Source organism: Vibrio coralliirubri (assembly GCF_024347375.1).
Classification (GTDB): Bacteria; Pseudomonadota; Gammaproteobacteria; order Enterobacterales; family Vibrionaceae; genus Vibrio; species Vibrio coralliirubri.
Map to the genome: position 1 here is coordinate 588,908 of NZ_AP025471.1, position 17,129 is coordinate 606,036.

At 43.7% G+C, this 17,129-nt stretch carries 22 protein-coding genes; 7 read left to right on the forward strand and 15 right to left on the reverse strand.

Features of this window, described 5'->3' with window-relative positions:
- The first annotated feature begins 167 nt into the window (after nt 1-167).
- Nucleotides 168-1,055: a LysR family transcriptional regulator gene (locus OCV20_RS19100; RefSeq protein WP_048612676.1), complete on the forward strand. Its 888-nt coding sequence runs from the start codon at nt 168-170 to the stop codon at nt 1,053-1,055.
- Here the strand turns inward: OCV20_RS19100 and OCV20_RS19105 are convergent.
- Nucleotides 1,047-3,728: a bifunctional acetate--CoA ligase family protein/GNAT family N-acetyltransferase gene (locus OCV20_RS19105; protein ID WP_086774345.1), complete on the reverse strand. Its 2,682-nt coding sequence runs from the start codon at nt 3,726-3,728 to the stop codon at nt 1,047-1,049. The two genes, OCV20_RS19100 and OCV20_RS19105, sit on opposite strands and share 9 nt — an antisense overlap.
- Before the next feature lie 216 nt (nt 3,729-3,944).
- Between OCV20_RS19105 and OCV20_RS19110 the strand changes: the two genes are divergently transcribed.
- Together OCV20_RS19110 and OCV20_RS19115 are read left to right on the forward strand one after the other, a co-directional pair.
- Nucleotides 3,945-4,508, forward strand: a complete 564-nt coding sequence (locus OCV20_RS19110) for an SPOR domain-containing protein (RefSeq protein WP_017060092.1) — start codon at nt 3,945-3,947, stop codon at nt 4,506-4,508.
- A gap of 179 nt (nt 4,509-4,687) precedes the next feature.
- Nucleotides 4,688-5,683 carry a D-alanine--D-alanine ligase gene (locus tag OCV20_RS19115; protein WP_086774346.1) on the forward strand — a complete coding sequence of 332 codons (996 nt, stop codon included), beginning with the start codon at nt 4,688-4,690 and terminating at the stop codon, nt 5,681-5,683.
- A gap of 155 nt (nt 5,684-5,838) precedes the next feature.
- Here the strand turns inward: OCV20_RS19115 and OCV20_RS19120 are convergent, their stop codons facing one another.
- Nucleotides 5,839-6,807 (reverse strand): tyrosine-type recombinase/integrase, encoded by a 969-nt coding sequence (locus tag OCV20_RS19120; RefSeq protein ID WP_086774347.1) that lies wholly within the window; start codon nt 6,805-6,807, stop codon nt 5,839-5,841.
- Between the two features lie 100 nt (nt 6,808-6,907).
- Here OCV20_RS19120 and OCV20_RS19125 point away from each other — a divergent pair, with 100 nt between their 5' ends.
- The 4 genes from OCV20_RS19125 to OCV20_RS19140 all read left to right on the forward strand — a co-directional run bounded on the left by OCV20_RS19125 (nt 6,908) and on the right by OCV20_RS19140 (nt 9,987).
- Nucleotides 6,908-7,318, forward strand: coding sequence for a DUF3319 domain-containing protein (locus OCV20_RS19125; protein WP_086774348.1), 411 nt, complete (start codon nt 6,908-6,910; stop codon nt 7,316-7,318).
- Nucleotides 7,281-7,592, forward strand: coding sequence for a stress response translation initiation inhibitor YciH (yciH, locus tag OCV20_RS19130; RefSeq protein ID WP_008221404.1), 312 nt, complete (start codon nt 7,281-7,283; stop codon nt 7,590-7,592). Before OCV20_RS19125 ends, yciH begins: the two co-directional genes overlap by 38 nt.
- A 302-nt stretch (nt 7,593-7,894) precedes the next feature.
- The gene (locus tag OCV20_RS19135; RefSeq protein ID WP_108721727.1) at nt 7,895-9,241 is read left to right on the forward strand and encodes an ISNCY family transposase; all 1,347 of its coding nucleotides are present in this window, start codon (nt 7,895-7,897) and stop codon (nt 9,239-9,241) included.
- 323 nt (nt 9,242-9,564) lie between these two features.
- Nucleotides 9,565-9,987 carry a phage protein gene (locus OCV20_RS19140; RefSeq protein WP_086775907.1) on the forward strand — a complete coding sequence of 141 codons (423 nt, stop codon included), beginning with the start codon at nt 9,565-9,567 and terminating at the stop codon, nt 9,985-9,987.
- Between the two features lie 116 nt (nt 9,988-10,103).
- Here OCV20_RS19140 and OCV20_RS19145 read toward each other — a convergent pair whose 3' ends face one another.
- The 13 genes from OCV20_RS19145 to OCV20_RS19200 all read right to left on the reverse strand — a co-directional run bounded on the left by OCV20_RS19145 (nt 10,104) and on the right by OCV20_RS19200 (nt 17,004).
- Nucleotides 10,104-10,361: a hypothetical protein gene (locus OCV20_RS19145; RefSeq protein WP_086775906.1), complete on the reverse strand. Its 258-nt coding sequence runs from the start codon at nt 10,359-10,361 to the stop codon at nt 10,104-10,106.
- Nucleotides 10,362-10,414: 53 nt separating this feature from the next.
- Nucleotides 10,415-10,717, reverse strand: coding sequence for a type II toxin-antitoxin system RelE/ParE family toxin (locus tag OCV20_RS19150; protein WP_086775905.1), 303 nt, complete (start codon nt 10,715-10,717; stop codon nt 10,415-10,417).
- Nucleotides 10,705-10,962 (reverse strand): type II toxin-antitoxin system Phd/YefM family antitoxin, encoded by a 258-nt coding sequence (locus OCV20_RS19155; protein ID WP_017093596.1) that lies wholly within the window; start codon nt 10,960-10,962, stop codon nt 10,705-10,707. Before OCV20_RS19155 ends, OCV20_RS19150 begins: the two co-directional genes overlap by 13 nt.
- 110 nt (nt 10,963-11,072) lie before the next feature.
- Nucleotides 11,073-11,612 (reverse strand): hypothetical protein, encoded by a 540-nt coding sequence (locus OCV20_RS19160; protein WP_076652154.1) that lies wholly within the window; start codon nt 11,610-11,612, stop codon nt 11,073-11,075.
- Nucleotides 11,609-12,619: a hypothetical protein gene (locus tag OCV20_RS19165; RefSeq protein WP_086775904.1), complete on the reverse strand. Its 1,011-nt coding sequence runs from the start codon at nt 12,617-12,619 to the stop codon at nt 11,609-11,611. Before OCV20_RS19165 ends, OCV20_RS19160 begins: the two co-directional genes overlap by 4 nt.
- 104 nt (nt 12,620-12,723) lie before the next feature.
- Entirely contained in the window at nt 12,724-13,071 is a 348-nt protein-coding gene (locus tag OCV20_RS19170; protein WP_086775903.1) for a hypothetical protein, read from the reverse strand.
- 127 nt (nt 13,072-13,198) lie between these two features.
- On the reverse strand, nt 13,199-13,561 hold the full coding sequence (locus OCV20_RS19175) for a 4-fold beta flower protein (protein ID WP_086775902.1): 363 nt from the start codon (nt 13,559-13,561) through the stop codon (nt 13,199-13,201).
- A gap of 316 nt (nt 13,562-13,877) precedes the next feature.
- Nucleotides 13,878-14,072 (reverse strand): hypothetical protein, encoded by a 195-nt coding sequence (locus tag OCV20_RS25895; protein WP_086775901.1) that lies wholly within the window; start codon nt 14,070-14,072, stop codon nt 13,878-13,880.
- Nucleotides 14,072-14,482 (reverse strand): hypothetical protein, encoded by a 411-nt coding sequence (locus tag OCV20_RS19180; protein ID WP_086775900.1) that lies wholly within the window; start codon nt 14,480-14,482, stop codon nt 14,072-14,074. Before OCV20_RS19180 ends, OCV20_RS25895 begins: the two co-directional genes overlap by 1 nt.
- The gene (locus OCV20_RS19185) at nt 14,479-14,907 is read right to left on the reverse strand and encodes a M15 family metallopeptidase (RefSeq protein ID WP_086775899.1); all 429 of its coding nucleotides are present in this window, start codon (nt 14,905-14,907) and stop codon (nt 14,479-14,481) included. Before OCV20_RS19185 ends, OCV20_RS19180 begins: the two co-directional genes overlap by 4 nt.
- 47 nt (nt 14,908-14,954) lie before the next feature.
- The gene (locus OCV20_RS19190) at nt 14,955-15,395 is read right to left on the reverse strand and encodes a hypothetical protein (protein ID WP_086775898.1); all 441 of its coding nucleotides are present in this window, start codon (nt 15,393-15,395) and stop codon (nt 14,955-14,957) included.
- Nucleotides 15,392-16,210, reverse strand: coding sequence for a hypothetical protein (locus tag OCV20_RS19195; protein ID WP_086775897.1), 819 nt, complete (start codon nt 16,208-16,210; stop codon nt 15,392-15,394). Before OCV20_RS19195 ends, OCV20_RS19190 begins: the two co-directional genes overlap by 4 nt.
- Entirely contained in the window at nt 16,207-17,004 is a 798-nt protein-coding gene (locus tag OCV20_RS19200; RefSeq protein ID WP_238382953.1) for a hypothetical protein, read from the reverse strand. Before OCV20_RS19200 ends, OCV20_RS19195 begins: the two co-directional genes overlap by 4 nt.
- Nucleotides 17,005-17,129 lie beyond the last annotated feature (125 nt).

Genomic DNA, 17,129 nt, shown 5'->3' on the forward strand with positions numbered 1-17,129 from the left:
TAAATGATAATTACTATTATTTGCATTTCAATTTATTTGTACTTTTGTCATTAAAAACACGCCTAAACCGTATAACTCATTGTATTAAAAGACCTTTAATGGTTCCATTTATCTGGTGAATGCTTCCATTTTTGTGATTAACCTCTCATTTATAAAGTAGGAAACTGATGCATAGTCCAATAACACTTGAAGCGTTACACATATTAGATGCCATCGACCGACGTGGAAGTTTCGCCGCCGCGGCCAATGAAATGGACAGAGCGCCTTCATCACTCAGTTATCAAATACAGAAGCTTGAACAAGATCTCGACATCATGATTTTTGACCGCTCTGGACATCGTGCAAACTTCACAGAAGCGGGCCAGTTGATACTTGAGCAAGGTAGAGTAATTCTTGGAGCAACAGAACGTCTTGTTAACGAGGCAAGTATTCTAGCCAATGGTTGGGAGCTCGATTTGACCATCGCCTTTGATGGTATTATCCCGATTGCTAACTTTTTCCCGCTGGTAGATGAACTAGGAAAGATAAGTAAAACACGCGTTCGTTTACAAGAAGAGATCTTAGCAGGGTGTTGGGAGTCACTTTCAGATGGACGAGCCGATTTACTGGTATGCCCAAAGGTTGACACTATCCCAAACGACATGAAAAGTGACGTTATCGGTAAAATGGAAATGGTTTGGGTAGCGGCATCAAACCACTATGTTCACAAACGTTCTGGTGAATTCGACCAAAAGGCGAGAGAAAGTTACAGGGTTATTGCTATTGCCGATACCGCGCGCGATCAGCCTGCACTAAGTATAAATATTCTAGAAAAACAGCCACGTTTAACTGTGACAAGTTTTCCTGCAAAAGTAGAGGCTTTGACATCAGGACTAGGGATTGGCACTTTGCCGAATAGTGTTGCTAAACCTTTGATTGAATCGGGCGTTCTACAGCAGATCTCCGGTACTGAGCCGCAGCCTATTGATATCGTTATGGCTTGGCGACGCAACAAAATGGGCGACGCCAAGTCTTGGTGTATCCAACATCTTAAAAAGACATGGGCGTTAAAGTAACGGTAACACCATATCTGCAGTACCGTCTTCAAAACTGATATCTAGCTTAAAACCGAGCTTTTGAGCTAGTGTCAGCATCCCTCTATTGGTTGGCATCGTCATACCCGACATCTGTTTAGTCTGCTTCGCTCGGCAGTAATCGATAACCTTAGTCATCAGAATGCGACCTAGACCAACACCTTTAAGGTCAGAACGAATCAATATTGCGAATTCGGCATCCGTGTTCTCAGGGTTAATCAGTGCACGGGACACGCCGATGATCGCTGGAACGCCTTGCTCCTCGCGAACAACCACAAAGGCGATTTCTCTATCGAAATCAATCTGAGTGAAATTCGCCAACGCCTCATGATTAAATTCACCGACATCACTAAAGAAACGCTTATAGAGATCTTCTTTAGACACTCGGTTAATGAAGTCAGCATGAAGCGGTTCATCTTCGGGAAGAATAGGGCGTAACAACACTTCGGTTCCATCTTTTAGCTGGATACGTTCTTCAAGCTCGACTGGGTAAGGGCGAATGGCCAACCTCTCTTGCGGATCCCCTTCGTAGGCTTTCAATATGATATCGGCGTCTAATATCGTGAACTTGTCTCCGTTGGCCAGTACTGGATGGATATCCAAATCGTGTATTTCAGGGCAATCAACCACCATCTGCGATATGCGAACCAATAATTCAGAAAGGCCCTCTATATCAATCGGGTTAGGAAGCTTTTGTAGACGAATCTTGCCACTTTTTATTGCTCTAATAATCAAGTAACGCGCCAGTGTCATGTTGAGCGGTGGAAAAGCAGCGGCGGCATCAATCGATTCATCCCATTCCGAACCACCTTGTCCAAGTAAAATGATTGGGCCGAAGGTTTCGTCTGTTGTGACCTTAATACGCAACTCTTGGCCGCCCGCGAGCTTGGCCATTCCTTGAATCAACAAGCCATGGATGTGTGCTGTAGGAAACGACAACTGAGAACGGTCGAGAATTGCCTGAGCCGCATTGGCCACTTCACTGCTGTTTCGCAAATTGAGCATCACGCCTTGTACGTCTGACTTATGTGCAATATCCGGCGAACGTAATTTTACTGCGACGGGATAACCAATCGTTTCGGCTATGTGTACCGCTTCACTTGGGTCAGAAGCGATCCAAGTTGGTAACACATCGAGGTTGAAGCTCTTGAAAAACTGACTGTTTTGGTGAGTATCAAGGCTAACTGTATTTTTATCCAGTAGTTGTCTTTCTATCCAACTTTTCGCATCTGCTAGATCTTCAATGTGTACTTTTTCTGCAGTAGTCGGCGTTTCCATTAACTGACGTTGGTTACGTCTGTACTCGACTAAGTGCATGAATGCGACCACTGAGCTTTCAGGGGTTCGATAGGTAGGGAAACCCGCTTCGGTAAACAGCTTTCGTGCAGGCCTTGCTGTTAACTCACCAGACCAATTCGTCAGGATGTTAAAGCGCTTGTGGCGAGGGTGCTTTTTAATCGCTTCAATAATTCGCTCTGCCGTTTTGGCTGAATGTGCGACCGCAGAAGGGCTGTGCATAATAAGAATCGCATCAGCTTCATCACCATCGAGTAAGATGTTTATGGTGTCGATATAACGCTGATCACCGGCGTCTCCAACAATATCGATAGGATTGTTATGAGACCAGCTCGATGGCAACACCTTGTTCAACTTATCAAGTGTCTCTTCTGAAAACTCTGCAAGCTTACCACCGCGGTCAAATAGGGTGTCCACCGCCATAATCGCAGGGCCGCCACCATTGGTAACAATAGCTAAGCGCTCGCCACGCAAGGGAACTGAATGCGTCAGTGTTTCTACCGCTGCAAACAGTTCATGTAAGTTCTTAACTCGTAGCATGCCGCTGCGTCGGATTGCGGAATCATAAATAATATCTAATGTGTCGGCACCTCCAGTGTGAGCCATTGCTGCGGCTCTGCCTTTCGCCGTTCGACCGCCTTTCAACACCAAAATTCGTCTGTTACGCGAAGCCGCACGCGCTGCAGAAATAAAGCGCCTCGCATCAGTAATGCTGTCTACATAAAGCAATATCGCTTCGGTGTGAGAGTCGGTACTGAGATAATCCAATAACTCCGAGAATTCGATATCGCTGCCATTGCCTATAGAGATAAACGCTGAAAAACCGATCTCTTTGTCATTAGCCCAATCGAGAATCGTGGTACACACAGCTGCCGACTGAGAAACAAAGGCGATCTTACCGGGCAATGCTGTCACTGGAGAGAATGAGGCGTTCAAATTTAACCAAGGGACAATTACCCCCAAACTATTAGAACCCAACACTCTAATGTTGTGTTTTTTGGCAATCGCTAGGCATCTTTCATCATACGTCTCGCCATTATCGCTTTCTTGTTGCATGTCGGAAGAAAGCACAATGACAGACGCAATCCCTTTCTCAGACAGCTCTTCAAAAATGGCGACATTGCGTGTCGCATTGGTACACAAGATTGCGAGATCAGGGACAATCGGTAACGACAAAATGTTCTTATAAGAAAGCACACCGGCCACTGAATCATATTTCGGCGTAACCGGCATCACCGCACCTTTAAAATCCCCGTGCAACAAATTGTTCATAACGATATATCCTGCGCGCGTTTCTCGTTGAGAAGCGCCAACAACAGCAATTGAACGGGGTTTAAGTAGGGGATCAAGATGATTCATAGACATATCCTAGCAATGCACGTAAGTTCATCGTAACTTACTTTGCACTCACGGGTTGATGGCAAATTCACCGAATTCAGATGAATAAGCAAACACTGCATAAAGTTTGTGAAATAGGTCACCCACTAATGGTGTATAATCTCAAAGTTAACTTGATTCTAAACCGACGTATCGGCATGATTTATAGTAATTATTATTAAGGATATAGAGCTTTCCATGAAAAAATTTGCAATTGTGACTTTGCCACTGCTCTTGGCTGCATGTGTATCTGACGACTACGTTACCAATGTCACTTCAGATAGTTATCAAGAAGAGTACAAAACGGCAAAAGTTGAAGCTCCAGTTGTATCTCAATCTGAGCAAACAAGCGTTGTTGAAGAAAATGTTGTCAACGTTATCAGAACCGAACCTGTTGAACAGAAAGTCGCTCAAACGACTAAAGCTAAGCCAGTTGCCGTAGTGACAGGCCCAACCAAGAAACAACAAGACATGAACCAACGTTTTGGTTACACAGTTCAAGTTGTTGCTGTTGGCAGCCAAAGTAAAGTCGATTCTTTCGTGAAAATGCTACCTACGACTTCTCAACCAGTTTGGGAAAACTACAAAATGGTTAACGGCACTAAGTGGTTCACGGTACTTTATGGTGACTACGCAACACGCTTAGAAGCTAAAAAGGCAATCTCAACACTGCCGAACACTTTCCAAAACTTGAAGCCGTTCGTTAAGAGCATTGATGACATCAAGAACTCTGAATACCCTACGCTTAACAAGTTGAACTAAGTTTTGATTCATAAAGAAGGGGCAAATGCTCCTTCTTTTGTTTTAAGACTCGCTGTTTTGTTTAATAGTTAATCGCTCGATCTTTCGAACGCAATTTTAACAATCAAAACACTGTACCTATCTCGACTTTTGTTTATCATTGAAGTCAGTACTCCTAGTTTCAAGGACCGAATTTACCCATGAACACCACAAACATCCTTCTACTTTGCGGCGGTGGATCTTCAGAGCATGAAGTGTCTTTAGTTTCAGCCAACTACCTTTTTGAACAACTCAATAGCGTTGCAGATTTTAACGTTGTAAGAGTTGAAATTAAAAACGAAGGCTGGTGTCTTGATTCAGGTGAATTGGTTTATCTTGATATTAATGATCAAACCTTACGCGGTGACAATTTAGCATCTAAAGTCGATTTCATTGTGCCTTGCATCCACGGCTTCCCAGGTGAAACAGGTGACATTCAATCTCTGTTTGAAATGGCTAAAATTCCATACCTAGGTTGTGGTTCAGAAGCGAGTAACAACAGCTTTAACAAAATCACGTCAAAGCTTTGGTACGACGCACTCGGTATTCCAAACACCCCGTACCTGTTCTTATCAGACAACAATGATCAAGCTCACTCACAAGCAACTCAAGCATTTGAAAAATGGGGTAAAGTGTTTGTGAAAGCGGCTCGTCAAGGTTCTTCTGTAGGTTGTTACCAAGTTAACCAAGTAGAAGATTTAAGCGAGGCAATCAACAAGGCGTTCACTTTCTCGGACCAAGTATTGGTTGAGAAGTCAGTGGTGCCTAGAGAACTAGAAGTTGCTGCTTATGAAATCGATGGCGAGCTGCATATCAGCAAGCCGGGCGAGGTGATTGCACCTAATGGCGCATTTTACTCTTACGAAGAGAAGTACAGTGCAGACAGTCACTCGATCACTGAAGTTGAAGCAAGTAACTTAACGGACGAACAGCGTGAATTGATTGCAGACAGTGCTCGTAAAGTCTTCACTCAGATGAAGCTTCGTCATTTGTCTCGTATCGACTTCTTCTTAACGCAAGACCACGAAATCTACCTGAACGAAGTCAATACCTTCCCAGGTATGACGCCAATCTCCATGTTCCCTAAAATGGTTGAGCATGACGGCCACAAATTCAGCCAGTTCTTGGAGAACTGCGTGAGAACGAGCCTTTCTTAGGTTTCTAACTCGTTTTCGTTCACTTAGAGCTGACCCAACAAGTGCCTTAAGCTTTCGCCAAGGCGCTTTTTGTCTTTAACGCTAACCGTTTTTACAAATATCGTTTTAGCCACTACTTATATCAAAGTAGTAATATCCAAATTATCTAGGAACCGTCATTGCCAAGGTATTAACGCCTTAAACTTCATTTTCTCACTCTCAGCCCTTCCCGTGAAACCTATATATTGGGCTGGCATTGCCGGGCTGAGCCAACGACCAAAGTTCTGAATCTCTCTAACCTTAAGACCTTGTTTCGACAACTCTTGTGCAGCACCAACACGAATCGAATTTCCAGAGAAATGGTGATTTTCTGGCAGTTGAAGTAAGTCGCTAGCTTTTCTCAATATCCTATAGATGGACGAATCATCTAAAGGCTGCAAACCAATATTCTCATGCTTGTCTATCGCACGAAATACTGGCAACTCATCTTGTATACCAGTAAACGAAAGCCAACGTTGAAGTGCAACACTGGCTATTTGTGACAACTGATAAGGTGAATCTTTGACTGTTACTTGGTAATGATCTTGAACGTACTCAACATCACTCATCGATAACACCTTAAGCTCTGAGCGTTTTAAAGCACACTCGAACATCACGTTATAAATAGCGATGTCTCTGATCTCTTTCAGGTTTGCTTTCTCATGGGAGAGTAACGTGTTTAAATCAGTGAGATGCATAGATGTCATAGCATTGGTTTGTTTAGCGTCACCGGCCATATGAGACTGTAAGTGGAGCAGGGTAAAGCGAACTTGCCTATGCTTGATCGGGTTAGCAAAGCTCAACACAGTGTGTAACATGCTAAGCGTTGCAGTGTAACGTTTTAAGGATGCGTATTTTCTATCGTTAGACTCCGTTTCAAGAAAACGACGAACAGCAGTTATAGATGCGGGAAGTGTGTTAATACGATGTTTGGTACAGAACGCATGATAGCGATTCCAATCACTGTAAATGCCCAACAGTGAATTGTGAGAGTATTGAAATCCTGTCAACTCATCTATAATTTCAATTGTCGCGTGCCTGTTTAATTTTTCAACAAATGAATTGATTATCACAGAGTCGGTTAAAATAGGGACTTTTTTTCTCAAATTACCATACCTCGACAGGTGTTTTTACCATATTATGCTTGATATCATTATAAGTATACTTATGATTAATGCAGTGAAAACAAAAAGATGATTAATAGATATGGCTAATTCAATTTACCGAAGCGTCCATCTTCAATCGATAGATGCTAATAACACAGTTTGGCGTGCTAAGTTAAAAAACAACGTTATTCAGGGCAACCTAGCTGCCGTGAAAAAGAGTATTGATTGGTGGATTGAAACCGCATCTATTATTGATCCAAAAGAATTCACGTCATTAAATAAGTCGAGAGGAACTGGTGGCTCGACTGAAAACTTCAACGGCTACCAAATCAAGAATGACACCGGTGAGCCTAATGCGTGGTATTGCATGTTTAACGGTCGCTTAATCAAAGGCGGCAAGATTGCAATCCAACGCCATATAGAAGCTTACTTACTCGCAAAACAAAAAAGCAGAGCAACAAAAGAAGTAAATTATGAGCCTAGTATATTCAACAGAAACAGGTCGTATTAAGCCTGAAGAAGAGAAAGTCCAACGTCCTAAAGGCGATGGTATCGTTCGAATCCAAAAAGAAACCAAAGGCCGTAAAGGCAAAGGCGTTTCTGTCGTAACTGGCTTAGACCTAGATGACGCACCATTAAAACTAATGGCAGCAGAACTCAAGAAAGTTTGCGGCTGCGGTGGCTCAGTAAAAGATGGCAATATCGAAATTCAAGGTGATGCTCGCGACAAGATCAAAGCGCACCTCGAAAAGAAAGGCTACAAAGTTAAATTTGCTGGCGGCTAATCTCTAACTAATACCAGGGTTAAAATCGAAGATTATTATCACTGGTTATTAGGTATTTTATGGTAAATAACCAGTATGGTTAAATACACAGTATAAATTAGAGAATATCGACACAATGCAAAGGCAGGGCATCACACAACGATACCTGCCTTATAAACGCCAAAAGTAATTTAACATAACGTACATAATACGCAGTGTCGGTGTTAGAGCAATTTAGTAATGTCCGGTTTGAGCCATTTTAAAATGTCCTCCTAAGCTTACCTATATTGGTCTGCTTAGGAGTTATCCGGATGCTTATTACTATGAGTGAAAAAGATATTCATCGATTCAAGGTGCTTACTGACGTACGTGAAAAACGACTACGCCAAGTTGACGCCGCTATAATTTTGAATCTGTCTGCGCGCCATATCCGACGTTTGGTGAACAAACTGGTCTCTCTTGGTGCTCAAAGTCTTACACACGCAGCGCGTGGACGCCCAAGTAATCGACGCTACTCAGAACATTTCAGAATTGAAATACTGAAACTTATCCGTGAGCATTACTCTGACTTCTCACCAACGTTCGCTCTGGAAAAACTGACTGAACGACACAATCTATCCGTCTCTAAAGAAACACTCCGTCAATGGATGATCGCCGACGGACTGTGGCTTCCACATTCACAACGCAAACCTCGAGTCTATCAGCCTCGTTACCGTCGTGATTGCTTGGGTGAACTTATCCAAATTGACGGCTCCCATCATGACTGGTTTGAAGGCCGCAGCGACAAATGCTGCCTATTGGTGTTCATTGATGATGCGACTGGCCGTTTGATGAACCTAAGATTCAGCGAGACAGAATCCGCATTTGACTACATGTTGACCACGCGTGAATACCTCAATGAGCACGGTAAACCCATCGCATTTTACAGTGACAAGCACTCAATTTTTCGAGTGAATCAGGAGAAACACAAACAAGTTGGCCAAACTCAATACGGGCGCGTGCTGAAAGAACTGGCCATAGAACTCATCTGTGCCAACAGCTCCCAAGCCAAAGGCCGCGTTGAGCGAGCCAACCTCACGCTGCAAGACCGACTGGTTAAAGAGATGCGCTTACAAGGTATCGACACCATCGAACAAGCCAACGCCTGGCTTCCCTACTTCATCGCCGATTTTAACCATCGCTTTGCTAAGCCCGCTCAATACCCAAAAGACATGCATCGCCCGGTTCGAGAGTCCAAGCAAGAACTCGACGATATTTTCAGTTGGCAAGAAACCCGCAAGCTCTCAAAGTCGCTGACATTTCAATACGATAAAGTGATTTATCTCATTGAACCTACTGAAGAAAACAGCCGACTAGCGCACGAACATGTCAAGATACTCGACTACCCAAACGGTGAAATCGCCATCCAATACGGGCATCGAAAACTCGAATTCAAAACCTTCGACAAACTCGAGCACGTTCAACAAACCCAAATCGTCGACAACAAACGCCTCGGCCAAGTTTTAAAATTTGCTCAGCAACAACAAGAAGAATTCGAACAACAACAGCAACGAACCCGCAGTAAGAAAGCCCCCAAGCGCCGTGCACAACAAAGAGCCCTTCAAACAGCGCCTCGAGCCATCAACCCTGTCCTCACCGAACCATTCAAAGCTTCCAGTCGAAAGACCTAACAAGGGGACATTTCTATTTGGGACAAATGAGGACATTTTAAAGTGGGATTGACAGTCGGACGTTGAAATCTGAGGGTATTCAGTACCTTAGTCCTTACGGATTTTGCAGACAACGCTTGATTAAGTCCTTAATGTCGTTGGTTTTATGGATTTTAGCTGCACGTTTATGCGCGTTGAGTTTGATATTGTTGGCTATACTTGGTTTTCGTGTCTCTGATTTTTGCGCTCACGTGTCGCCATTTCCAGAGACTTTCGACTACAAACACACTTTATAAGGAGGAAAAAAACTTTGCACGCTTGTCTTAATTTTTGAAGGAGATCACATGCTCACGCCACACTTTGCGGATCTCGTGCATCATCACTTTGATGATATCCACGACGCCGCGGCCTTTTTTCACGTTCAACCAATCACAGTTCAACGATGGCTCTCAGGTGAAGTCCCTGTGAACCCGATGGCTGAAAAATTGATGAACATCCACGCTCGCGGTTATTTGCCGTTAGACTATCGTTGGAATGGATTTAGGGTGCATTTTGACCGTGCTACCTTGATCACGCCTGAACGACGCGAGTTTAATCCGAAAGAATTGCTCAGTTTTGCGTATTGGCGCGACGAACATCGTCAGCTCGTCGAACGCCATGGTCGAATTGATTCCCCAAAGTTTTACCCACCTAAAGAGCATCCTTTGCCATTTCGTGGCGGTCGTCGCATGCCAGCGAAACCTTGGGTGCCCACCAAATTCAAATAAGACTAGGTACAACACCCACACGCAATAACATTACTCGCTCTCCAGAAGCTTCAACTTGCGACCAAACTTAACCTATCTAATCCCCAATAGTTTTGACTGATAATCTAAAGGGCTATTTAGTCTTCGACTCTTAACACGACGTTGCCCTGCTCTAGCAGCTCAGAAATCGCTTGTTGGTACGCTTCTTGGACAAGAGTTTGTTCCCAAACGCGCTCATAATTAGGTAAGACTTGCTGCCGGGAGATAGTCGATACGCCGAAGCTCAATTCACCCTCGATACGGTGTCGTCGAATGGTGACCAATTTGGCCTCAGTCCATGAAGGCACTGGTTTAGTGGTACGTGGATATTGAAGTGCTTTTTTCTTTTTCGCCATGTTGAACTCCCGTCTGCATAGACCATCAGCCTATCAGAGGCAGCACGGCCGTTTTACTGTTTACTCAGTAAAAATCGACGCAAATCTCGCTCCGCACGCATCACAAACAGGATGTAGACCTTGTCAGCTTCTTGTTTGTAAAAAACCCGACACGGATTCACCACGACTTCACGATAATTGAGATGCTCGAGCTCGGGAGGCCGACGTCCAGACTCAGGAAAGTCTACGAGGCGTTCGACTTTGCCGAAGACGTTTTGAACGAGTTGTTTGGCTGCGACCAAATTTTCAAGAGCAATGTATTCCGCGATATCGTTAAGGTCAGATAACGCGGGCTCACTCCAAATCACTTCAGCCATTTTGACATCTTGTCTTTAGCTTCGTCATGACTCAGTTCCTTGCCTTCAGAAATGGCACGCTCACCACGTGCGATCCCTTCAAGGATAGCCAAGCGGTTTTGCATAAACTGGTAATCGTCAACATCCACGAGATACGCAGAAGGTTTGCCATGCTCAGTGATCAACACGGGCTCTTTGGTGTCGTGTAGGTCGGCAAGGATTTTGGTCGCTTGACGCTTAAGGGAAGTAACGAGCTCGACTTTCATGAAAATGACTCCAAATAAAGATTAAAGTGATACTATTGTAGCACTTTTAATCTCACAAGTTTAGAATCTAAAAACACTACCTTTCGAGTCTCAAATTCATATCAAGTACATCACTTGATATTTGCCTGTTCTCTGCGGTTATCAATCTCTTTCTCTACACGTTTCTTCTGAATATTAAATAGGCTATTCGGAAGCGTAAACGAATATGAAAAAGCTACAAATGATAAAAACAATATAAATTGCTCAACAAAAACTTTGATGCCCACAAGGAAAGGCAATACTTCAGCTCCCCATGGGAGCCCTTTGACTACATCAATCGTCGCAGGCACTGCTAGAAGCTTATATGAGAATATCGCAAACAGTGTTATGAGATAGACATAAAGTAAGTTTTTAGTGCTATTGAGCCTACGAAAGGTATTTTTAGTGGAGCTTTCCGCCACACGCCACGAACCTGTAGGTAAAGAGCTTGGGTCACCAATAAGAGCAATAACCCCAACTAAGAAACCAGCTAATATTGAGTAGATATTAACCAAGACATCAAGCGCTTTATCCGTTAATAGTGGTTGAAAAAGTATAGAAAAAGCACCACTACCAACAAGAGTCAGTAGCAAGTAGATCGATTTTCTTCTGTACTTTTTCCAATCGCTCATTGTTCAAGGATACCTTCGCGTTCATATTTTTCTAGTGACTCGACAAGCTGTAGCCACATCTTGTCTCTATCAACTGACTTACCATGTCGTTTCACCTTCACAGTATGTTTCAACACAGTGTCTTCATTAGTTAGTTTAGTACCATTTTTAGTGGTTATCACATATCCGCCGACGTCTGTCGAGGCTAGTAACTTTGCGGTACTCTTCGCATGTTGTTGGCCAATGTCCGCATCATCACCCGACGAACGGCCATCGTGAGAGATTACAATACGTGCATTAAGCCCTTCTTTCTCCAGGATTTCAGCATCTGTATCATCCTCTCGCAATACATCCAACATACTTGTAACCATACGCGTAATTTTCTTTAGCTTTCCTGAAGTTTTTTCCTTCGGAGTCATACGTTTAATGTACTCCAAAGTAGACAAATATGACACTGCATTTACTACAATATTGCTGACACCTTCATCTTCAATTGTCTTTACTGCATCAATATCAGCGACCTGCTGAATATCCATAACGCCGGATTCTTTCGCGTAGCCTCCTTTATCTAAAAGTAATTCTAAAAAGCCATTAATAGCGCTTGCTCGAAATGTCGCTGCCGGACTCATAATTAAGTGATTACCAAGAATACAAACGAATCCTTCCCCATCAAGAAACTCTTGATCTAAAGGTGCATCGTATGTACTAACTTCAAGCTCAGCACTAACTTTTGACGGTCTATTTATTGTATTCGCGGAAGCTCCTTCCTCATAAAGCCCAACAGAAAATAAAGTACAATCCTTATCGCCATGTCTCAACTTAGCTTTACGACTAGACAACTTCATCCCAACAACAGAACGTTCTTCACCAATGTAAAACGTTCTTTCTTGAGTGGAATTCAATTTCTTCCATGCAATGTTTGCCATCACTTCAAGGGTGTTTTGAACTTTTACTCCATCGATTTTCGCAAATTCACAGCGGAAATAGTAAACAGTTCTATTTTTTGGTTTCTCTTTCTTCGCAGCCATATTGGGTCACTTAACATAGTTTAAATATTACATACAATAACGGGAACTTAAGCCCATCTTTTTTAATGTGAGTATCTGGTTTTTATACGCACTTAACGCTTCGTTTAGCCGACCATGTCCCAAGATTTACCCCACTCGACAACAGACTTACGGCTGCAGCTTTTACGCAAAGGGTAAAAACGACGTTGGTATTTCTTACCCTCAAATTCAACTATTTGTTTACTTTGAGTATTTGGGAACTCCTTATCCAATCGATCATCCAAATTTTCTTGTTCGCTTCTTTCAAGTAAACCAATACCTTTCAATGACTCTGTGATATTTCTCACTAAACTGCGAGCGTTTTTGATATCAGCTTGGTACTTATTTGGGTTATTGCCATCGTAGCGTTCCCAGCGTTCTTCCCAAAGTTCAAGCTCTGTTTGAGCGGCTTGTAAATCCTCTAATGTATACACTTGCAATTGTCCTTATCGTTTACTTATCTGCCGTAACTACTAGATCCAAATTAAGTATGTGCAACACAAACCCAACCTTGACCGAAAATGCCAAGCATTGAATATCATTTCCAAATACTTATGTGGCTTAATTTGCAAATAATTTTTGTGGACTTACCGAAGACCAATTGATTGATTTTAATGACTTTAAAGGTTTAAGTGTTTTTAATCCTTTTAATGGTTTTAGAGATTTTAGGCCTTTTAGAGGCTTTAATGCCTGAAGTGGCTTTAATGGTCCGGCAGTAGATCTTGGAGTAAACAAGACAACACAGCCATGATGATCCCAAATGTTACCGTCTTCAAAAAAACCTAAGTGTGCACCGGAAAATGCATAGATAGAATCCCCATCAATATAGGCGATAGGAGAACCGCCAAAAGTAAAAATGGTGGTATCTCCATCATCACAGTACGCGTATGGCTGACCAGTAGAATCAAAAAAATCTAATGACATAAATTAAACTCCGTAAAGGTAATTGGTATATAACAGCGACTAGACGGAAAATCCTGAATCTAAATATAGAGTTTGTCTATCTAGACTGGTTTATTACAAGGATTATACCTATTAACCTTATCTATAACAGTGATTTAAATCATTAGCTGTAAAACCAGATGCTAAGGGTCTAGTTCCGTATGGTAAGGATACAAAAAGAGCCACTTTCATAAGGAAAGTGGCTCTTTTGATTAGTGTGAATGATCAGCGTTTCTTGTAGCGTTTTCGTGTAGTGTTCGCTCTCACTACGTGCCCGTTTTTGAGCGTGTAACCTTTCTTAAGTTGGTCGTTTGGTCGGCGGCCTTTGCACTTGTGTCCTTTCATTCGGTATCTCCAGTTTTCGTATCCGTTTCTCTTGGTCTTGCTGCACTCGCTTTATCCAATTGATGTCCGTTTTCAGAGCCGCAATCGTGCCCAGGCTTGAGACACAGCCAGTTATCAACGCAATGACCAGTGTGTCGAAAAATTCCATTACTTGCCCTTCCATCTCGTTACGTAAAACTCGAGGAGATAGCGAACCATGGCACGCATGCCTAGCGTATCGACTACAACGGCACCGACGACAAACCAATAAGGGTTAGGGATGTTCTGCAGTGCATTGAACCCTTGTTCGACATAAGGCGCGTAATTGGGAATGAAGGACAAGATGAGTGGTACGAAGACGACTAACAAGATAAATTCATCCTTAAATCCCCTATCTCGAATACTGATGTCATCAAGGCTACTGGCCTGCTCTTCACCATTTTGTAATCGCCGTACCCTCGCCTGATGCTTCTCATTGTCGAGTTCATCTTTACGCTTTAACGCCTCAGCTTTGTTTTGATTAAGCTGCTTATACGTCGCTACGCCACCGGTCACAAGATTCAATAACGCGCCAATCATGGGTACACCAAACGATTCAACTCAACGTGTGGACCATCTCTAAGGCTTTTCCAATCACCTCCCCAAATGATCGAAACTTCAAGTTCCCTAGCCGCTTGTTTAAAGGCTTTGCTGATGGCTTCATAATACTTAAAGTCCCATGTCACCTTGCTATTTTCATCGTAAGCCACGAAATCAATCGCATGGCCGGATTGATGACGACTTGGACGTTTGTGGCCGTCAAGCTGGCTCAAGCCTTGTTGATAGAGCTTGTATTGCCGTTTGGCGGTGCGAAGTCCTTCGGTGATACCGAAATCGTATGGTGAGATCTGTAATGCTCTACGGACCACTTTCTTCAAATCACCATGTACACCGAGCATTCGAGCTTCACTGCGAGCAGACAACACAAAGTTGCTGACCGACTCATCGATGGTTTTCTTATTCATAAGATACACTCCAGCCAGTAAGCCACTGGCGAGTAACACTATCCATCTCATTCGTCCTCCGATTTCACTAGGAGTCTCGAATGCAACGTAATGCTGGCGTCAACGTTGGAGACGGTAATTTCAAGTTTGGCCGCGGCTTTCGGTTTTATAAGAAACAATGGATAGCCATAAAGGGAATTCGAAGCAAAATACAGATACAGGAGACGCGAAGACACTTGCGTGTTGTTGGCCCTGAGAAATCTGATATAGACGATGCCAGGTTTTGCCAAAATCCGAGAGGAACTACTGCTCTGGTTGTGCGGCGTTGCTTGCGATTGCTTAAAGCGCCTAAGGGTCAAATCGAGCAATTCGACGTGCTTTGAAAGTGGGAACGTCGCCTTTCGATTTGAGCCGAAGATGAATTTCATCTGATTGTCGTGCTTTGCTTCCACGTTCAACAAACTATCATTAGCGCTCGTAAGCTCAGGATTGGTTAATGACAACATCATAGCGCTTCTCCTACTTTAAGGCGGTCGCTCGCGGTGCCTTTCAAGCTCACGGCTTGGTTAGTGTTGAGCATCAAATGCCCGCCCGGGCGTAACTCCAAAAACTCTTGCACCATGACCGACGCTTTGTTGGTCGAAGCCGCTTGTAAAATGAGGAGCCTTCTCGCGGTTTTGCTGCGAATGGTCTGTGTTCGCCCCGTTAATGCCAGAGTCCCATTGCCAATTTTGGCGAACGTCACCCGCTCAGGATCCGACGTGACTTTCAATTCACTATTGGTGATGGTCGCTTGCACGTTTAGTGATGTATTTCCGACCTCAACATTCACCGGTTGTTGAATACGTTCAACGGTCAACGGCAGTGTGATTTGGTCGACGGTAACCGGCTCGGCCACTCGATTGACATTAACCGGTGTTTGAACCTGGCTAATCGTAATAGGTGTTTGTATTTCAGATACTTTTATTGGAGTTACAATGTCATTAACCTTAACCGGATCGAGCACTTTTCTAACGTTTATTGGCTTTTCAATTTCACTGACTAACAGCGCATTGTTGACGCTGATTTTCTGAGCCTTAGTCATGATCAGTAAATCCGACACTTGGTATTCAAAGGTCACGGAAACGGGTTGGTGATTGTGTAATTCGAGCTTATCCAGCGCTGACACATCAACGGTGTCACCACCAAAGATCTCAACTGGACGCATGGTATCGCCCTGCAGCAGTAACGAGTGCGTAGTGTCGCGTAATATAAGGTACTTACCGGACTGACCCGCGTTAAACGCCAACGTTTGATTAGGTCTTAGTGTGTGAGTCTGTTTCATGATGAACGCCCTGCCATCAAAACACCTATCGTGATAATGGTGCCGATGATCCCCATTGTGAGAGACAGTTTCTTCAACATTGAATTGTCCGATTCTGAGGTACCGGTTTGCTCTCGAGATTTAGCACCATCGGCCAAAGCTATCGCCGCTTTAGTAGTTTCCGTTTGTTGGCCTGCCATCGACTTGATTGAATCAATCGCGTATTGGCTCACTTCGGATTGCTCTTCAAGCGCGGAAGCCCCAAACCCAAACGCTTCGTCAACGGTGTTGTCGACCACGCGTAGCGAGTTATCGACCATGTTCAGTGAATCTCCGACTACCGATTCATTGACTCTCAAGGCTTGGGTACCAAAATCAAACGCTTCTTCTGCAGTTCGTCCAGCAATGGCCATTGCACCATGATCGGTCATGGTCAAATTGATGTCCGAGTCACTGACGCCCGACAGCATCACACCTGTATTATCGCGACCCACCGCAGCACTGCTGCTGGTATTCGTGGTCGTTGTGGTGTTGCTTTGACGACTTTTCGAAGAACTTCTTCCACCCATATCCGCTAACCTTATTTGTAAAACCCGTTCATCACCGCGACGTTCAATTTCGTGAACCGGTAATTTCAATCGTCTTGCAATGAATCGCTCGGCACCATCACGATAAAAATGCGCTCGTACCGAATCAAAGCCATGCTGTTTAGCATGCTCAACGGCGGCCAACGTGCCGGTGGCCATTTCTCCCGCCAACCCCACAACAACCAACTCTTTGGTGTTGTTTTTTAGTTGCTCACCACGCAATAACATGACAGTGTCACTTATTTGATACGTTGCCTCTAAGCCTTGTGCTACCTCAATTTGTGCTTGTTCGTAGTAGTCTCTAAGTACCGGTTTTAACCGTTGCCGAACGGACGACCATGACGTGGGTTGTA